At 70.4% G+C, this 16637-nt stretch carries 16 protein-coding genes; 8 read left to right on the top strand and 8 right to left on the bottom strand.

Annotated elements, in window-relative coordinates; genetic code table 11:
* Nucleotides 1-60: 60 nt before the first annotated feature.
* The 4 genes from JIX55_RS12710 to JIX55_RS12695 all read right to left on the bottom strand — a co-directional run bounded on the left by JIX55_RS12710 (nt 61) and on the right by JIX55_RS12695 (nt 4158).
* A complete protein-coding gene (locus JIX55_RS12710) occupies nt 61-1743 on the bottom strand; it encodes a rhamnogalacturonan lyase B N-terminal domain-containing protein (protein ID WP_257563412.1) in 1683 nt (560 codons plus the stop codon).
* A 31-nt stretch (nt 1744-1774) separates the two neighbouring features.
* Nucleotides 1775-2605, bottom strand: a complete 831-nt coding sequence (locus JIX55_RS12705) for a pectate lyase (RefSeq protein WP_257563411.1) — start codon at nt 2603-2605, stop codon at nt 1775-1777.
* A gap of 84 nt (nt 2606-2689) precedes the next feature.
* Nucleotides 2690-3559 (bottom strand): hypothetical protein, encoded by an 870-nt coding sequence (locus tag JIX55_RS12700; protein WP_257563410.1) that lies wholly within the window; start codon nt 3557-3559, stop codon nt 2690-2692.
* Nucleotides 3556-4158, bottom strand: coding sequence for a SigE family RNA polymerase sigma factor (locus tag JIX55_RS12695; protein ID WP_257563409.1), 603 nt, complete (start codon nt 4156-4158; stop codon nt 3556-3558). Before JIX55_RS12695 ends, JIX55_RS12700 begins: the two co-directional genes overlap by 4 nt.
* Before the next feature lie 271 nt (nt 4159-4429).
* Here JIX55_RS12695 and JIX55_RS12690 point away from each other — a divergent pair, with 271 nt between their 5' ends.
* On the top strand, nt 4430-5881 hold the full coding sequence (locus tag JIX55_RS12690; protein WP_257563408.1) for an NCS2 family permease: 1452 nt from the start codon (nt 4430-4432) through the stop codon (nt 5879-5881).
* Nucleotides 5882-5970: 89 nt separating this feature from the next.
* Here the strand turns inward: JIX55_RS12690 and JIX55_RS12685 are convergent, their stop codons facing one another.
* Both JIX55_RS12685 and JIX55_RS12680 read right to left on the bottom strand, forming a co-directional pair.
* On the bottom strand, nt 5971-7422 hold the full coding sequence (locus JIX55_RS12685) for a peptidoglycan D,D-transpeptidase FtsI family protein (protein ID WP_257563407.1): 1452 nt from the start codon (nt 7420-7422) through the stop codon (nt 5971-5973).
* 118 nt (nt 7423-7540) lie between these two features.
* Nucleotides 7541-8314, bottom strand: a complete 774-nt coding sequence (locus tag JIX55_RS12680; RefSeq protein WP_257563406.1) for an IclR family transcriptional regulator — start codon at nt 8312-8314, stop codon at nt 7541-7543.
* Nucleotides 8315-8460: 146 nt separating this feature from the next.
* Between JIX55_RS12680 and JIX55_RS12675 the strand changes: the two genes are divergently transcribed.
* From JIX55_RS12675 to JIX55_RS12645, 7 genes are all read left to right on the top strand, one after another.
* On the top strand, nt 8461-9990 hold the full coding sequence (locus JIX55_RS12675) for an aldehyde dehydrogenase (NADP(+)) (RefSeq protein WP_257563405.1): 1530 nt from the start codon (nt 8461-8463) through the stop codon (nt 9988-9990).
* Nucleotides 9991-10104: 114 nt separating this feature from the next.
* Entirely contained in the window at nt 10105-10713 is a 609-nt protein-coding gene (locus tag JIX55_RS12670) for a DUF1349 domain-containing protein (RefSeq protein WP_257563404.1), read from the top strand.
* Nucleotides 10714-10888: 175 nt separating this feature from the next.
* Complete coding sequence (locus tag JIX55_RS12665) at nt 10889-11401, top strand: GNAT family N-acetyltransferase (protein WP_257563403.1); 513 nt, start codon at nt 10889-10891, stop codon at nt 11399-11401.
* A 112-nt stretch (nt 11402-11513) separates the two neighbouring features.
* A complete protein-coding gene (locus JIX55_RS12660; RefSeq protein ID WP_257563402.1) occupies nt 11514-12227 on the top strand; it encodes a DsbA family oxidoreductase in 714 nt (237 codons plus the stop codon).
* 197 nt (nt 12228-12424) lie between these two features.
* A complete protein-coding gene (locus JIX55_RS12655; protein ID WP_257563401.1) occupies nt 12425-13474 on the top strand; it encodes an aminotransferase class V-fold PLP-dependent enzyme in 1050 nt (349 codons plus the stop codon).
* 54 nt (nt 13475-13528) lie between these two features.
* The gene (locus JIX55_RS12650; protein ID WP_257563400.1) at nt 13529-14137 is read left to right on the top strand and encodes an RNA polymerase sigma factor; all 609 of its coding nucleotides are present in this window, start codon (nt 13529-13531) and stop codon (nt 14135-14137) included.
* 76 nt (nt 14138-14213) lie between these two features.
* On the top strand, nt 14214-15245 hold the full coding sequence (locus tag JIX55_RS12645; protein WP_257563399.1) for a maleylpyruvate isomerase family mycothiol-dependent enzyme: 1032 nt from the start codon (nt 14214-14216) through the stop codon (nt 15243-15245).
* A 63-nt stretch (nt 15246-15308) separates the two neighbouring features.
* Here JIX55_RS12645 and thpD read toward each other — a convergent pair whose 3' ends face one another.
* Both thpD and JIX55_RS12635 read right to left on the bottom strand, forming a co-directional pair.
* On the bottom strand, nt 15309-16223 hold the full coding sequence (gene thpD, locus JIX55_RS12640) for an ectoine hydroxylase (protein ID WP_257563398.1): 915 nt from the start codon (nt 16221-16223) through the stop codon (nt 15309-15311).
* Between the two features lie 7 nt (nt 16224-16230).
* Nucleotides 16231-16635: an ectoine synthase gene (locus JIX55_RS12635; RefSeq protein ID WP_257563397.1), complete on the bottom strand. Its 405-nt coding sequence runs from the start codon at nt 16633-16635 to the stop codon at nt 16231-16233.
* Nucleotides 16636-16637 lie beyond the last annotated feature (2 nt).

Here is a 16637-nt window from a genome sequence, read left to right as displayed (position 1 = left end):
CACAACGCTCGGCCGGGAAACCCCGGCCGAGCGTCTGTCGCGGTGATCGGACCACAGTGCTCAGGCGAGCAGATCGATGCAGTCGAACGAGGTGCCCGGGCTCAGGAACGCCGTGCCGCTCGAACCGCTGACGATGTTGAGCTTCAGGACGTTGTACTCACTGGTGTTCGTCTTCCACGCACTGGCCGGCACGTTGTAAGTGAACGTGTGGTTGTTCCCCCGGTACGAACCCGTCGTCAGGGAACGCGTCGAGGGCTGCCTGGGCGCGGCCGGGATGGCCGACACCCACTCGTTGACGGTCACGCGCGGACGCCCGTTGGAGAAGGCGTCGGTCACACCGATGCGCAGGGTGTGCGCGGCGGCGGCCTGGGCGGCGGTGAGCTTGAAGTACACGAGGACGCCGTCGTTGACGCCCTGCCACATGTACGCGGGGAAGGACGCGGCCGGGTCCCCGCTGCCGAGCGTGACGTTGCCCGTCCACTTCGCCGCGCGCCCGTCGGAGGGGTGGGCGTACGTCATGAGCTCGGCGTTCTTGAACTCGCCGGGTGTGCCGTCCCAGTCGCCGAGCCGCCAGACGGTCTTCGCGGCGGAGGGGTCGCCGGTGACGGTGATGCTGTTCAGCGCGGTCGAGCCGCCCGCCGTCACCTTCACCTCCCGGGTGTGCACGGCCAGCTCGCCCTTGTAGACGGTCAGCGTGTACGTGCCCGGCAGCATCCCCTTGCAGGAGAAGGCGCCGGTGCCGGCGGCCGCCTTCGCCCAGTACTGGGCGTCCGCGTTGGCGAAGCCGACGGTGTAGGCGTACCTGGCGTCCATGCCCTTGAGGCCCACGCCGGCCACCTTGCCGCGCCCGGCCTTGCCGACCCAGCCGGTGATGCCGAGGCCGTCCACCCAGGAGGTGTCCAGCTTGTCGTGCGCCAGCGAGGACGAGGGAGCTCCGCCGTTCGTGAAGGCCAGGACGTAGGGGCCCTGGAGGCCGAAACGCTGCGCGTCGGTCTGGGCCTGGTTGTAGTGCAGGATCTCGTAGAGCCCGGCACCCAGGTCGTTGGAGTGACGCAGCAGCGAGCGGTAGAACGGGCCGCCGGAGGCCTTCTCGTGGTTGGAGCGGACGATCCACAGGCCGACCGAACCGGTGGTGAAGCCGATGTGGTCGTAGTCGACGACCCGCTTGCCCGAGTAGTGCTTGGAGTGGGTCGTGCCGTCCGAGCGCCGCCAGACGTCACCGGCCTCGATGACCTTGTCGGAGGCCTCGATCCAGGAGTCCGGGCCCTCGTTGGGGAACATCCCCGGCTTCAGGCGGACGAGGAAACGGGTCGCCGTGAAGGACGCGTCCGCCTTGTTCGTCCACAGGTAGATGTTGTTCTGGCCACTGCGGGCCGCGTACCACTGGGTGATCGCGCCGTGCACGGCCTTGATCAGGATCGTCGACCCGGACTGCCGGATGGTGACGGTCGAGGCGCCGAGACCGGACTCGACGTGCGAGTGCTTGCCGCCGTAGCCCTCGTACTCCTTGCCCTTGTGGACGAGGGAGGTCAGGTCGCCGGTGGTCTTGGAGACCTTGAAGACCAGGTTCGCCCCGGTGTCGACGACGAAGTTCCTGCCGTCGTCGGAGTGTCCGAATCCGGCGGCGGACGCCGCGGAGAGAAGGCCGGTGCCGCCCGCGACGGCCGCGCCGGTGGCGGCGACGCCGAGCGCGGTGGCCCCGAGCACGCGCCGGCGCGTGAGGTGTCTCTTGTGGGTGCTCAAGGGTCGTTCTCCGGGATTGTCGGATCTTGGCTTACTTGTACGTGATGGCAGATGACGGGAACTTGCAGGTGGTTCCGTCCGCTCCCACGCCGATCTGGGTCGGCTCCTTGCCCGAGCTGTTGCCCTTGAAGCGCACGCAGGTCTTGACCTTCTTCTTGGGGTCACCGTGGATGCGGATCTTCGAGAGCGTGGCGGTGTCGCCGTAGTTGGCGTTGACGCCGACGATCGCCTTCAGGGGTGCCACGACGTCGATGTCGCTCAGCACGATCGTGCGCTTGTACTGCTTCTTGCAGTTGCCGCAGGAGCGCACCAGCTTGCCGGAGTTCTGCACGCGGAAGCCGGTGACGACCAGCTTTCCGGCACCGTTGAACTGCAGCACCTTGTCGGAGCCGTTCTTCGCGCCGCCACCGATGACCTTGTACACGGCCTTGGACGACTTGCCCTTGAAGCTGGCGGCGTCCTCGCCGACGTCCAGCCACCACACGTTCTTGAGGGTGCAGCTGCCCTTGCAGTGCACTCCGTCCGCCCCCGGGACGCCGATGATCACGTTCTTCAGGACCGCGCCGTCCGCCAGCTCGAAGATCGGGTCCTGGCCCTCGTCCTGGCCGCCGCCGCCGAGCGCGCCCTTTCCGAAGAACTTCTTCAGCTTGCCGTCGTACGTGCCCGACACCTTGATCGTCGAGGAGACGGCCTTGCTGCCCTTGGCCGTCGGCCAGGTCGCGGCGGCGCCGGCGGTGGACAGCAGCGACGTCGTGACGACGGCTCCGCCGGTGAGGGCGAGGGCGGCCACCGAACCGATCACGGCCCGCCGGCGGGTGACCCGACGGCGGTGCCCGACGCGCTGTTCTGCAGGTGCGGTCATGAACCCGATTCCTTGGTGGTGGTGACTCTTGCGCCTCTTGGTCGCCACCGGTGAGGAAAGGGTTGCCGCCTGATCGAGATTTCTTTACGAATCGCCTTCGTCTGTGGAGTCGTCGTCGTCCTGACCCTCGAAGTCGCCCGCCACCGCGAGGTCTTCGCCGGAGGCCTGCGCCGCCATCGCGTAGCGGTCGTCGCCCGCGTCGCGGCCGCCGCGCTCGTGGTTGTACTGCCCGGCGAAGACGAACTCGCCCTTCGGGACCGTACGGCCGTCCTTGAGCACCCAGGTGTAGACCAGGAAGCCGTCGTCCTCCTCGATCCCGAGGTCGAAGTCCTGCTCCGGCAGTGAGCGCCAGGCGCCGGCCGAGGTCACCCCGCCGGTCTGGGCGATCCGCAACTGGACGGTGAGCTCGGTGAGTTGCTCACTCGTCTTCAGGGTCACATTGCTCTGCGCCCAGAAGTCGTTGCTGTGCGGGTCGACCGAACCGTCCGACCAGAGCGGACCGTCCTCCTCGTTCCCCGAGGTGGGCAGCTCCGGCGCGGTCGTGACCTCGGCCGACGGGGAGTTCGACGGGGGCGAGCCGGGTTTGGTCTCCGCCTTGCCGCCGGTGCTCGGACTCGGAGGGTCGGGGGGGACCGGCGCCCGGCTCGTCGCGGCCGGGGAGTCGGCCGGCGTCGGGGAGACCGCGACGGTCTGGTCGGCCGGCGGCTTCTCCTCGCCCTTCACCGCGGAGGCGACCGCGTAACCGCCGACCGCGAGCACACCCGCGACACCGGCGGTGGCGGTGACCACCCGCACCCAGCCCCACAGCGGCGGACGCGTCGCCTCGCGGACGCGGCGCCCCCCGGGGGCGGCCATGCCGCGCTCGATCCGGGCCAGGATGCGGGCGCGGTCGGGCTCGTGCGCCTCGGCCGACTCGCGCAGCCGGGCGCGCAGCTCCTCGTGCACGTCCCTCATCGGTCCCTTCCTCCGCTGCCCGGGGCGGCCGCGCCGGGCACACTCGCGCCCGTGACGCCCGCGCCCGTGATGCCGGCATGCATACGCCGCGGTGCCTCCTCGGTGCCGAGCAGCTTCTGCAACTCGGCCATCCCCTTGGACGTCTGGCTCTTCACCGTACCGACCGAGACCCCAAGGGCGAGCGCCGTGTCCTTCTCCGAGAGGTCGAAAGCGTGCCGCAGGACCACACAGGCCCGCTTGCGGAACGGCAGCCTGCGCAGGGCCGACTGGACGTCGACCACGCCGGCCACATCGGGATTCTCGGTCTTCTCCTCGCGCTGCGACCAGAACAGCGTGATCCTACGGCGCTCGCGGACCGCGCTGCGGATCCGGGTGCGGGCCAGATTGGCGACGACACCGCGGGCGTACGCCACCGGATGGTCCGCCGCGCGGACCCGGTCCCAGCGGTGCCACATCGCGAGCAACGCGTCCGCGGCCAGGTCGTCGGCGGCGTCGGCCTCACCCGTCAACAGGTGGGCCAGGCGGGACAGTTCGGCATAATGCCGTTCGAAGAAAGCGTGGAACTCCACGGAGGCTGCGTCGTCGACGACAGTGCCCACGGGGACCTCTCTTCTCGCTGCGGCCCACAGGCAGCCGAGCCGGCTGCCTGTGCGTGTCATGTAAATGACATGTGATCATCCGGGGTCGACCCCCGACGAGATCCGGAAGAGTAGCAGTGATCGTGAAAGGTGTTCGTACGCGGCTTCGAACGCCGTCTTGCAGGGAGAACTCCGGTTCCGTAACACGGAGAAAACCTGAATCGGGTTCAACGGGGGAACAATCCAGCCAGCATCCGCGCGTAGTACACGCATGTCACTAGGAGCACCGTTCATGTCCGACGCACAGAAGGTGGCCGACCGTCCCGGAGCCGCGCCACCCGGGGCGAACAGCGTCGATCGCTTCTTCAAGATCACCGCTCGGGGATCCACCTTCGCCCGGGAGGTACGCGGCGGCTTCGCCACGTTCTTCACGATGGCGTACATCCTTGTCCTGAATCCCATCATCCTCGGCAGCGCGAAGGACAAGTACGGCCACACCCTCGACGGCGCCGAACTCGTCACCGCCACCGCCCTCGTGGCCGCCCTGATGACGATCATCATGGGCGTCGGCGGCAACCTGCCGCTCGCGCTCGCCGCCGGCCTCGGGCTCAACGCGGTCGTCGCCTTCCAGATAGCCCCGCTGATGAGCTGGTCCGACGCGATGGGCCTGGTGGTCCTCGAAGGCCTGCTGATCTGCGTACTGGTGGTCACGGGCCTGCGCGAGGCCGTCATGCACGCCATCCCGCAGGCGCTCAAGCAGGCGATCAGCGTCGGCATCGGCCTGTTCATCGCCTTCATCGGCTTCGTCGACGCCGGGTTCGTCAGCCGCATACCGGACATCGCGAACACCACCGTGCCGGTGCAGCTCGGCGCCACCGGCGCGCTGTCCGGCTGGCCCATCCTGGTCTTCTGCCTCGGTGTCCTGCTGACCATCGGCCTGCTCGCCCGCAAGGTGAAGGGCGCGATCCTCATCAGCATCCTGGCGATGACGGTCGTTGCGATCGTGATCAACTCGGTGGCCGACATCAAGAGCTGGGGCCTGACCACCCCGAAGGTTCCCGACGACATCGTCGCCGCCCCCGAGTTCGGACTGATCGGCGACTTCAGCCTGTTCGGCTCGTTCGGCGAGACCACCGTCATCACGGTCGTCCTGCTGATCTTCACGCTGCTGCTCTCGGACTTCTTCGACACCATGGGCACGGTCGTCGGCATCACCGCCGAGGCGGGCCTGCTCGACGAGGAGGGCAAGGTCCCGAACGTCGGCCGCGTCCTCCTCATCGACGGCGCCGCGGCCGTCGCGGGCGGTGCCGCCTCCTCGTCCTCCGCGACCTCCTACATCGAGTCCGCGGCCGGCGTCGGCGAGGGCGCCCGCACCGGCTTCTCCAACCTGATCACCGGTGGCCTCTTCGCGGTGGCGCTCTTCCTGACCCCGCTGCTGACCATCGTCCCCATGCAGGCCGCCGCCCCCGCGCTCGTCGCCGTCGGCTTCCTGATGATGACCCAGGTCAAGAACATCGACTGGGACAAGTACGAGATCGCCATCCCCGCGTTCCTCACCATCGCCGTGATGCCGTTCACCTACTCCATCACCAACGGCATCGGCGCCGGCTTCCTCGCCTTCGTCCTCATCAAGACGGTCCTCGGCAAGGCGAAGGAGATCCACTGGCTGCTGTGGGGCACCGCGGCCCTGTTCCTGGTGTACTTCGCGATCAACCCGATCCAGCAGCTGTTCGGGGTGAAGTGACCCCGTCCATGTGCTGACGGCGAAGGGCCGCCCTCCGGGGGGAGAGAGGGCGGCCCTTCTTATTCGGATGGTCCGTGTTCAGCGGTGCTTCAGCCCTTCAGCGCCGCCTCCATCACCGCCTTGGCCACCGGCGCCGCCAGTCCGTTGCCGCTGACCTCGGAGCGGGCCGCGTTCGACTGCTCGACGACGACCGCGACGGCGACCTCCTTGCCGTCGGCCTTTCCGTACGACGTGAACCAGGCGTACGGCGTCTTGCTGTTCTTCTCGCCGTGCTGGGCCGTACCGGTCTTGCCGCCCACGGTGGCCCCGCTGATCCGCGCGTTCGTACCCGTGCCGTCCTCGACGACCGTCTGCATCGCCGACTGCAACTGCTCGGCGGTGTCGGAGCTGACGATCTCCTCGGTGTCCGCCTCGGCGTCGTAGTCCTCCAGGACGTCACCACCGGCGTTGGTGATCTGCGCGACCATGTGCGGCGAGACCAGCTTGCCGCCGTTGGCTATGGCCGCCGACACCATGGCCATCTGGAGCGGCGTCGCCGTGACGTCGTACTGGCCGATGCCGGTCAGGGCGGTCGACGACTCGTCCATGTCCGACGGGTAGACGCTCTCGTACGCCCGCACCGGCACGTCCTGCGACGCGTCGTTGAAGCCGAACTTCTCGGCCATCGCCTTGACCTTGTCCTGGCCGAGGGCGACGGCCATCTTCGCGAAGACGTTGTTGCACGAGTACCGCAGCGCCGTACGGATCGTGGCGTTCTCGCAGGGCGCGCTCGCGTTCTCGTTCGACAGCTCCGTGACCGTGCCCGGCAGGGTGTACGGGTCCGGGCTGTCGGTCCTGTCGTCCACCGACGAGTACAGCCCGTCCTCCAGCGCGGCCGCCGCCACGACCAGCTTGAACGTCGACCCCGGCGGCAGCGGCTGGCGCAGCGCCCGGTTGGTCAGCGGCTTGTCCCCGTCGGCGTTGAGCTTCTTCCAGGCCGTACCGGCGGTGTTGGCATCGGTGAGCGACGACGGGTCGTACGACGGGGTCGACACCACCGCGAGGATCTTCCCGGTCGTCGGGTCGATCGCGACGGCCGCGCCCTTCTTGTCGCCGAGCGCGTCGTACGCCGCCTTCTGCACGGCCGGGTCGATCGTGGTGATCACATTGCCCGGGTCGGCCCGCTTGTCGGTGACCGTGTCCATCACGGTCTTCAGCCGGAGGTCCGTGCCGTTGAGGAGGTCCTGGTAGATGCCCTCCAACTGCGTGGGCGCGTAGGCCTGCGAGGCGTAGCCCGTCACCGCCGCGTACAGCTCGCCGTCCGTGTACGTGCGCTTGTACGCGAGGTCGCTGCCCTCGGTCCGCGCCGAGCCGGTGATCGAGTCGCCGGCCACGATGATGTTCCCGAGCGGGTCCGCGTACGTCCTGATCGCGTTGCGCCGGTTCTGCTGGTCGTCCGCGAGCGCCGTGCTCTCGTAGAACTGCACCCATGTCGCCCTCACCAGCAGGGCGAGCACGAGCAGCAGTGTGAAGACGGCGCTGCGCCTGATCGTCTTGTTCATCCCACCGGGACAGACGCTTGGGAGGCGATCAATCGTTCCCTTCGCGCGGTTCTCTCATGAGGTCCTCATGAAACGGGGGTTGCCACCGCGACGGGATCGGGGTGGCCACCGAGCCCGTTCAGAGCCTCCGGGTCGCCAGCGTCAGCCGGTCGCGCGCGTCGAAGAGGGCGTCCTTGACCAGCTGCTCGTGGGCGGGCGTCAGCCGGGCCACCGGGACCGAGCAGCTGATGGCGTCGCGGGCCGGCGTGCGGTACGGGATCGCCACGCCGAAGCAGCGCAGCCCGAGCGTGTTCTCCTCGCGGTCGACGGAGAAGCCCTGCTCACGGATCTGGCGCAGCTCCTCGATGAGCTGCTCGCGGTCCGTGATCGTGTTCTCCGTCAGCGCCGGAAGGGTCTCCGGGAGCAGCTTGCGCACCTGCTCGTCGGTGTAGGTGGCCAGCAGCGCCTTGCCGAGCGAGGTGGAGTGGGCGGGCAGCCGACGGCCGACGCGGGTGAAGGGGCGCAGATAGTGCTGCGACTGGCGGGTGGCCAGATAGACGACGTTCGTGCCGTCGAGGCGGGCCAGGTGGATCGTCTCCGTCGTGTCGTCCGACAGCCGGTCCAGCGTCGGCCGGGCCAGCGCCACCACCTCGTCGCCGTCGATGTACGACGTACCGACGAGCAGGGCCCGTACGCCGATGCCGTACCGCGTGCCCGTCGCGTCCGTCTCGACCCAGCCCAGCTCCACAAGGGTGCGGAGTAGCATGTACAGGCTCGACTTGGGGTAACCGACGGCCTCCTGGACCGCTGCCAGGGAGTGCATACCGGGGCGTCCGGCGAAGTATTCGAGCAGCTCAACGGTCCTTACCGCCGACTTGACCTGTGCTCCGCCGCCCGTCTCGACTGCCGACATCGCCCTTGACCCCTATCGTTCGACGGGAAATAGTCTCAGACAGCATATTCATCATCAGAGACAGCGTTCAGCATATCGAACGACCCTGGTGAATGACCCAGATATACCCCTGGTGAATGACACCAGAAATACGTGGAGGGACCGCGGTGGCAGCAGCACCAGTCTGGAGTGTCGACCCCCGAACCGGGAAGCAGCGCGAGCAGGTTGCGGTGGAGGCCACAGCCCAGGAGGTGGACGCCGCCGTCCGCGCGGCGCACGCCGCCCGGGCTTCCCTGGCCGACCGTACCGTCCGCTCGGCCTTCCTGCGCACGGCCGCCGACCAGCTTCAGGCGGCCAAGGACCAGCTCGTCGAGGTCGCCGACGCCGAGACCGCGCTCGGCCCGGTCCGGCTCACCGGTGAGCTCGCCCGCACCTGCTACCAGCTGCGGGCCTTCGCCGACATCGTGGACGAGGGCGCGTTCCTCGATGTGGTGATCAACCACCCCGACGACACCGCGACCCCGCCGATCCCGGACCTGCGCCGCTACAAGGTCCCGCTGGGCGTCGTCGCCGTCTACTCGGCCTCCAACTTCCCGTTCGCCTTCTCCGTCCCCGGCGGCGACACGGCGAGCGCGCTGGCCGCCGGGTGCCCGGTCGTCGTCAAGGCCCACCCCGATCACCCGGCCCTGTCCGAGCTGGTCGCGATCGTGCTGCGCCGGGCCGCCGCCGAGCACGGCATCCCCGAGGGCGTCCTCGGCCTCGTCCACGGCTTCGAGGCGGGCGTCGAACTGGTCAAGCACCCGCTCGTCACCGCCGCCGGCTTCACCGGTTCGGTACGCGGCGGCCGCGCCCTCTTCGACGCGGCGGCCGCCCGGCCCGTGCCGATCCCGTTCCACGGCGAGCTGGGCTCGCTGAACCCCGTCCTCATCACCGAGGCCGCGGCCGCCGAGCGTGCCGAGACGATCGGCGCGGGCCTCGCCGGGTCGATGACCCTCGGCGTCGGCCAGTTCTGTGTGAAGCCGGGCCTGGTGCTGGCGCCCGCCGGCGACGCCGGTGACCGACTGCTCAAGTCGCTCACCGACGCGGTCAGCGACGTCGACGCCGGGGTCCTGCTGGACCACCGGATGCGCGACAACTTCCTCGCCGGTGTCGCCGAGCGCGCCGAGCTGCCCGACGTGGAGTCGCCGGTGACCGCCGGCGCGGGCGGCGAGCACACCGTCAGCCCCGGATTCCTGACCGTCCCCGCCGCCAAGCTGGCGGCCGAGGGCGAGCACGACCTGCTCCTGGAGGAGTGCTTCGGACCGCTCACGGTCGTGGCGCGCTACGAGGACGAGGACGAGGCCAAGTCGGTGCTGTCCCGTCTGCCGGGCAACCTCACCGCCACGGTGCACGTGTCCGGTGCGGAGGCCGCCGGGGAGGGGCGTGGTCCGGAGATCCTCGCGGAGCTGACGCCGCTGGCCGGGCGCGTGCTGGTCAACGGGTGGCCGACGGGTGTGGCTGTGGCTCAGGCCCAGCACCACGGTGGGCCCTACCCGGCCACGACCTCCACCTCCACGTCGGTGGGCGGTACGGCGATCGAGCGGTGGCTGCGGCCGGTGGCCTACCAGGGGGCGCCCGAGGCGCTGCTTCCGGCGGAGCTGAAGGACGGCAATCCGCTGGGGCTTCCGCGTCGGTTCAACGGCGTTCTGGAGCGGTAGCGCCATAAGGGGTGCGGTTGGCTGCGGGTCGCGGGTCGTCCGTGGCTGATGGCGCAGTTCCCCGCGCCCCTCAAAAGCCCGCTGCCGCGGGCCGGGGGCTGTAAGAATCCCCCAATGGACGTCGAAATTCCCGAACTCCCGTTCCTGCTCCGTACGTACGGTCCCGATGGGCACTGGTCCTATGAGGACGGGGTGCTCACCGGGTGGGCCGGTGCGCGGCAGGACCGGTTCGTGCCGCCCACCGACGAGGGGCTGGATCCCGCTTCGGACGCGCCCAGGCTGCTGGGCGCGCCGGAGGGGGACTTCCAGCTGATCGCCCGTGTCACCGTCGGCTTCGCCGCCGGGTTCGACGCGGGCGTTCTGTATGCACATGTGGGGGAGCGGGCCTGGGCGAAGCTCTGCCTGGAGTACTCCCCGGACGTGCCGACGGTGTGCACGGTGGTCACCCGGGGGCACTCGGACGACGCCAACTCCTTCACCGTCGAGGGCAGTTCGGTCTGGCTGCGGGTCAGCCGGACCGGCCGGGCCTTCGCCTTCCACGCCTCCCGCGACGGCAAGCAGTGGACCTTCGTCCGCCTCTTCACCCTCGCAGGCGAGAAGGAGAGCGGCGCCGCCCTGGTCGGCTTCATGACCCAGTCCCCGATGGGCGAGGGCTGCGTGGTCACGTACGACGAGATCGAGTTCCGCCCGAACTGGCCCGAGGACCTGAGGAACGGCAGCTGAAACACCGCGCCCCTTCAGGGGCGCGGGGAACTGCGCGAGCAACCACGACGAACCCGCGGCTGGGGATCGAAGGGGCGCAGCCCTTGGGGGGACGGGACGGGACGGGACGGGTAGGGGCGGCGGGGCGACAAATCTCCCCGGAACCACACCACCCACCCACCACGTCCTCAGCTGCATGATCAAGGATCGTGTGAACCGAGTGACCGGAGCGCGCGTGATCAGGACCGCGCTCCCCGCCGAGGCCCCGGGCATCACCGCACTGCATGCCCGTGCCCGCGCGACGTACTACCCGGACGGCCTTCCCGACGACGGCACGGACTGGCTCGCCTCGTGGCGGTGGGCCATCGAACGGCCGGACGGGCATGTGCTGTGCGCGGTGGAGCAGGGCCGGATCACCGCCATCGCCTCCTTCCGTACGGCGGACGGCGCGCCCCCCGACACCGTGTACCTCGCCCAGTTCCACGTCGACCCCGAGCAGTGGCGCCGGGGCACGGGCCGCGCCCTGCACGCGGCCTGCGTGGAGGAGTGGCGGGCCGACGGCAAACGCACGGCCGGCCTCTCCGTGCACATGGACAACCACCGGGCCCGCGCCTTCTACGAAGGCCTGGGCTGGACCCCCGACCCGCAGCACCCGCCCGCCCCGGGCGACCACCACCGTCTGCTCACCTACACCGTGACCGGGGAATGAGCGTGACCGGAAAGTGGGCGTGGCCGGGAATGGGGCAAGCTGCTTGAACGTTCACCAACCGTAGAGGCGGAGGGCGTCTCCGTACCCGTACGACCTGGAGAGAGCTGACACCATGCGCGTCGAGATCTGGAGCGACATCGCCTGCCCCTGGTGCTACGTGGGCAAGGCCCGCTTCGAGAAGGCGCTCGAGGCCTTCCCGCACCGCGACGGCGTCGAGGTGGTGCACCGCTCCTTCGAACTCGACCCGGGCCGCACCAAGGACGACATCCAGCCGGTTCTCACCATGCTGAGCAAGAAGTACGGGATGAGTGAGGCGCAGGCCCAGGCCGGCGAGCACAACCTCCGCGAGCAGGCCGCCGCCGAGGGACTCGCCTACCGGGCCGAAGGCCGCGACCACGGCAGCACCTTCGACATGCACCGCCTGCTGCACTTCGCCAAGGAGCAGGGCCGGCAGAGCGAGCTGCTGCAGGCCTTCTACCGGGCGAACTTCGCCGAGGAGCGGTCCGTGTACGCCGACGCCGACGCGTATCTGGTCGAACTGGCCGTCGAGGCGGGACTCGACGGGGACGCCGTGCGCAAGGTCCTCGCCGACCCGTCCGCGTACGCCGACGCCGTCCGCGCCGACGAGCGGGAGGCCGCGGAGCTGGGGGCGAACGGGGTGCCCTTCTTCGTGCTGGACCGGAAGTACGGGGTCTCCGGGGCGCAGCCCGCGGAGGTCTTCGAGCGGGCTCTGGCGCAGGCGTGGGGGGAGCGGCCGCCGTTGAAGCTGGTGGCGGCGGACGGTGCGGAGGCCTGTGGGCCGGATGGGTGTGCCGTGCCTCAGTAGGGCAGTGGTGCGGTTGTTCGCGGTTCTGCCCGTGCTCCGTGGTTGCTCGCGCCACGCGGCGCAGCCGCATATCGATACAGCCCCGCGCCCCTGAAAGACCTGCGGTCCAGGTCAGCCGCTATCTATAAGCAATGCTTGGGGAAAGCGCGCGGAACATCTCAATGGACGAGGGACCCGTGCGGCCCCAGAGTGGGGTCATGGAGACCTTCGAGAGCCTCGTCCGGACCGAGTTCGCCCCGAAGAACACCTATCTGAACACCGCGAGCACCGGGCTGCTGCCCGCCCGCGCGGTCGACGCGATGAAGGCCGGCGTGGAGTCGGTGGCGGCCGGGCGGCCGCAGGACATGTTCGCCGATGTGGAGGCCGCGCGGGCGGCCTTCGGCCGGATCGTCGGGGTGCCGGACCGCCGGGTCGCGGCCGGCGCCTCGGTCGCCGTCTACAGCGGGCTGATCGCCGCCTCGCTGCCCGAGGGCGCGGAAGTGCTGACCGCCGAGAGCGACTTCGCGTCCCTCGTGAGCCCCTTCCACGTACGCGGCGACCTCAAGGTGCGCCAGGTGCCGCTGGAGCGGGTCGCCGAGTCGGTGCGGCCCGGCACGGCGCTCGTGGCGGTCAGCGCCGCGCAGTCCGCCGACGGCCGGGTCGCCGAGCTGGGCGCGATCCGCGAGGCCGCGCGGGCGCGCGGGGCACGCACGTACGTCGACGCGTCGCAGTCCGTCGGCTGGCTGCCGATCGAGGCCGACGCGTACGACTATGTCGTCTCCGTCGCCTTCAAGTGGCTCGTCTGCCCGCGCGGGGTGACCTTCCTCGTCGTCCCGGAGGACCTCGGCGGACTCACCCCCCTCTTCGCCGGCTGGGTCGCGGGGGAGGTGCCGTGGGACAGCTGCTACGGCCCGGTCGAGGAACTCGCCCGCTCCGCCCGCCGGTTCGACGAGAGCCCCAGCCTGTTCTCGTACGCGGGTGCCCGCCGCTCCCTCGCGCTGATCGAGGAACTGGGCGTGGCGAACGTACGGGATCACGATCTCGCGCTGGCCGACCGCTTCCGCGCGGGCCTCGCCGGACTGGGCCACGAGCCGGTGCCGGCGCCCGGCTCGGCGATCGTGTCGGTGCCCGGACTCGGCCATCGTCAGGCGGAGTTGAGCCGGGCGGGCGTCGAGGTCTCCGACCGCGCGGGTCATCTGCGGGCCGCCTTCCACCTGTACAACACGCCCACGGATGTCGACCGGCTCCTGGACGTCCTGTCCGGCTGACTCCCGAGACCCACTGGCGCGGACCGCGCGAGGACGCTAGGAAGGCTTCACGAGGTGGTGGTGCCGGTGGAGCCGACGCTCGAACAGCCGTCCATCGATGTGGAGTTGCATCGGCGGCTGGTGTACGGGGACGAGTCCGCGCTGCGTGAGGTGTACGCGGCGTACGGGGGACTCGTCCGGCGGGTGGCCGTCCGCGTCACCCGCAGCCCGGCGGCCGCCGAGGACGTGGCGCAGGAGGTCTTCGCCCAGCTGTGGAGCAGACCGTACGGCTACGACGCGCGCCGGGGCTCGCTGCGCACCTGGCTGTCCATGGTCGCCCACCGGCGGGCCGTGGACTGGGTGCGCAGCGAGGCCCGGCACCGCAAGGACGCCCGCGCGGACGACTCGGCGCTGCACGCCATCCCCGACTCCGGACCCGGCCCGGACGAGGCGGTCGTCGACCGTGAGCGCTCCCTCCTGCTGCACACCGCCCTCGCCGAACTCCCGCGCCCCCAGCGGGAGGTGGTCCACCTCGCCTACTTCGCGGGCCGCACCTACCGCCAGGCCGCCGTCGAACTCGGCATACCCGAGGGCACCGCGAAGACCCGGCTCCGCACGGCCCTGCGCAAACTGGCGGAGTCCCTCGCGGACCCACCGGACCCCGCGACGGTGAGGGGCGCGTGATGGGGGCGTACGGGACCGCCCGGACCGCGCGGGTCCTGCGTATCGTGGACGAGGCAGGGCGAAAGGGCGGCGCGCGATGACCAACGACCACGACGGCGTACGGGAGCTGCTGGCCGCCTGGGCGGTCGGCGCCCTCCCACCCGGCGACGACCGGACGGTCCCCCTGCATCTGGCCGGGTGCGAGACCTGCGCGGCGGAGGCCGAGCGGCTCCGGGACACCGTGCGACTGCTGGACGGCACGCCGGGGCCGGGTGCCGCCGTACCGGGTGGCTCCGTGAACGGGAGCGTGGACGGTGTCCTCGCGACGGCCCTCCGTTCCCGCCGCCCCCGCGTCCCCGGGGTCGCCCCGCACGCCGCGCCCTACGCCGCCGCCGTGGCCGGACTCCAGGCGCTGGTCCCGGAGCTGGACGGCCGCTGGGGCACGCCGGTCGTCCACGACTGGGACGCGCACGCCACCGTCGCGCACCTCGTCGCCGCCGACGAGCACCTCGCCGTACCCCTCGGTGTCGACGCGCGCCTGCCCGCCTCGCACCTCCCGGAGGGGATCCCCGCCGGGGACGCCTGGGCCCGGCGCACCGCCGACGTCATCGCCCACGAGCACGGGCGCACACCCGGGGAGACGGTCGCCACCTGGGCCGCGCAGGCCGCCGCGCTGCTGGCCACGCCCGAGGCCCGCGACCCCGAACTCGCCGCCCGCGCCGTCACGGTGATGGGCCTTCGACTGCCGGTCGCCGACCACTTCGTGGTCCGCGCCTTCGAGGCCTGGATCCACACGGACGACATCGGCCGCGCGCTCGGCCTCCCCGTACCGCCACCGCCCGCCGAGCATCTGGAGCGGCTGGTCCGCCTCGCGGTCCGCATCCTCGGCCTGGCCCTGCGCGACGCACCCCCCGTCCTGTTCGAGATCACCGGCCCCACCAGCGACACCAGCTGGGTTCTCGGCTCGGACGCCGAGCCCGTCACCGCTGAACTGGCCTTGGACCCCGTCGACTTCTGCTTGCTTGTGGGCGGCCGCCATGCCCCGCAGGAGGTACCGAGGAGGGTCGCGGGAGACGAGGGGGCGGCACGGAACGTACTGGAGACGGCGGCGACGCTGGCATGGCTGTGAGGGACGTGACGTGAGTGGGCCCGGCCCTCGTCGAGGTGCCGGGCCCACTCTGTGGCTGTCCGGTCACTTCACCGGCGTGAAGTCCCGCGCGCCGATGAACTCCGGCCGCCGTACCGGCGCCGCGAACGGCTCGACCGCGGCGTTCTCCACGCTGTTGAAGACGATGAAGACGTTGCTGCGCGGGAACGGCGTGATGTTGTCGCCGGAGCCGTGCATGCAGTTGCAGTCGAACCAGGTCGCCGAACCCGCCTTGCCCGTGAACAGCTTGATGCCGTACTCGGAGGCCATGGCCGTCAGCGCCTCGTCGGACGGGGTGCCGGCGTCCTGCATCTGCAGCGACTGCTTGTAGTTGTCCTTCGGGGTGGCTCCCGCACAGCCGAGGAACGTCCGGTGCGACCCCGGCATGATCATGAGGCCGCCGTTGGTGTCGTAGTTCTCGGTCAGGGCGATCGAGACGGACACCGTCCGCATGTTCGGCAGCCCGTCCTCGGCGTGCCAGGTCTCGAAGTCGGAGTGCCAGTAGAAGCCGGACGCGCCGAAACCGGGCTTCACATTGATCCGCGACTGGTGGACGTAGACGTCCGAGCCGAGGATCTGCCGGGCCCGCCCGACGACCCGCTCGTCGCGCACCAGCCGAGCGAACAGCTCGCTGATCCGGTGCACCTCGAAGACCGACCGGATCTCCTGCGACTTCGGCTCGACGATCGAGCGCTCGTCGGCGCGGATCGCCGGATCGGCGACGAGCCGCTCCAGCTCCGCCCGGTAGACGGCGACCTCGTCCGGGGCGATGAGCTCCTCGACGGCGAGGAAGCCGTCACGCTCGTACGCCTGGAGATCGGCGAGGGAGACCGGGCCGGGCGTGCCGGGGGAGCCCCAGACGACCGGGTCCTGGCGCGGGACCGACACCTCGGTGGCCGCGCGGCTCGGGTAGAGGTCGGGAACGGTGGTGGCAGCGTTCATGGTGGTGGTCGTGGTCATGGTGATGTCACACCTCCTCGGGCTCGGTGAGCAGGGGATAGACGCCGTTCTCGTCGTGGTCCTCCCGCCCGGTGACGGGCGGGTTGAAGACGCAGAGGCAGCGGAAGTCCTCCTTGACGCGCAGCGTGTGCCGCTCGTGCCCGTCGAGGAGGTACATGGTTCCGGGCGTGATCGTGTAACTCCGCCCGGTCTCCTGGTCGGTGAGCTCGGCCTCGCCCTCGACGCACACGACGGCCTCGACGTGGTTCGCGTACCACATCGACGTCTCCGTGCCGGCGTACAGGACCGTCTCGTGGAGGGAGAAGCCGACCCGCTCCCTGGCGAGGACGATGCGTTTGCTCTCCCAGGTGCCGGACGCGGCCTTGACGTGCCGGTCGGTGCCTTCGATGTCCTTGAACGAACGGACGATCACGG

The sequence above is a fragment of the Streptomyces sp. DSM 40750 genome (assembly GCF_024612035.1).
Lineage (GTDB): Bacteria > Actinomycetota > Actinomycetes > Streptomycetales > Streptomycetaceae > Streptomyces.
Note: the sequence above shows the minus strand (reverse complement) of the source record. Positions and strands in the feature narration are given on the sequence as shown.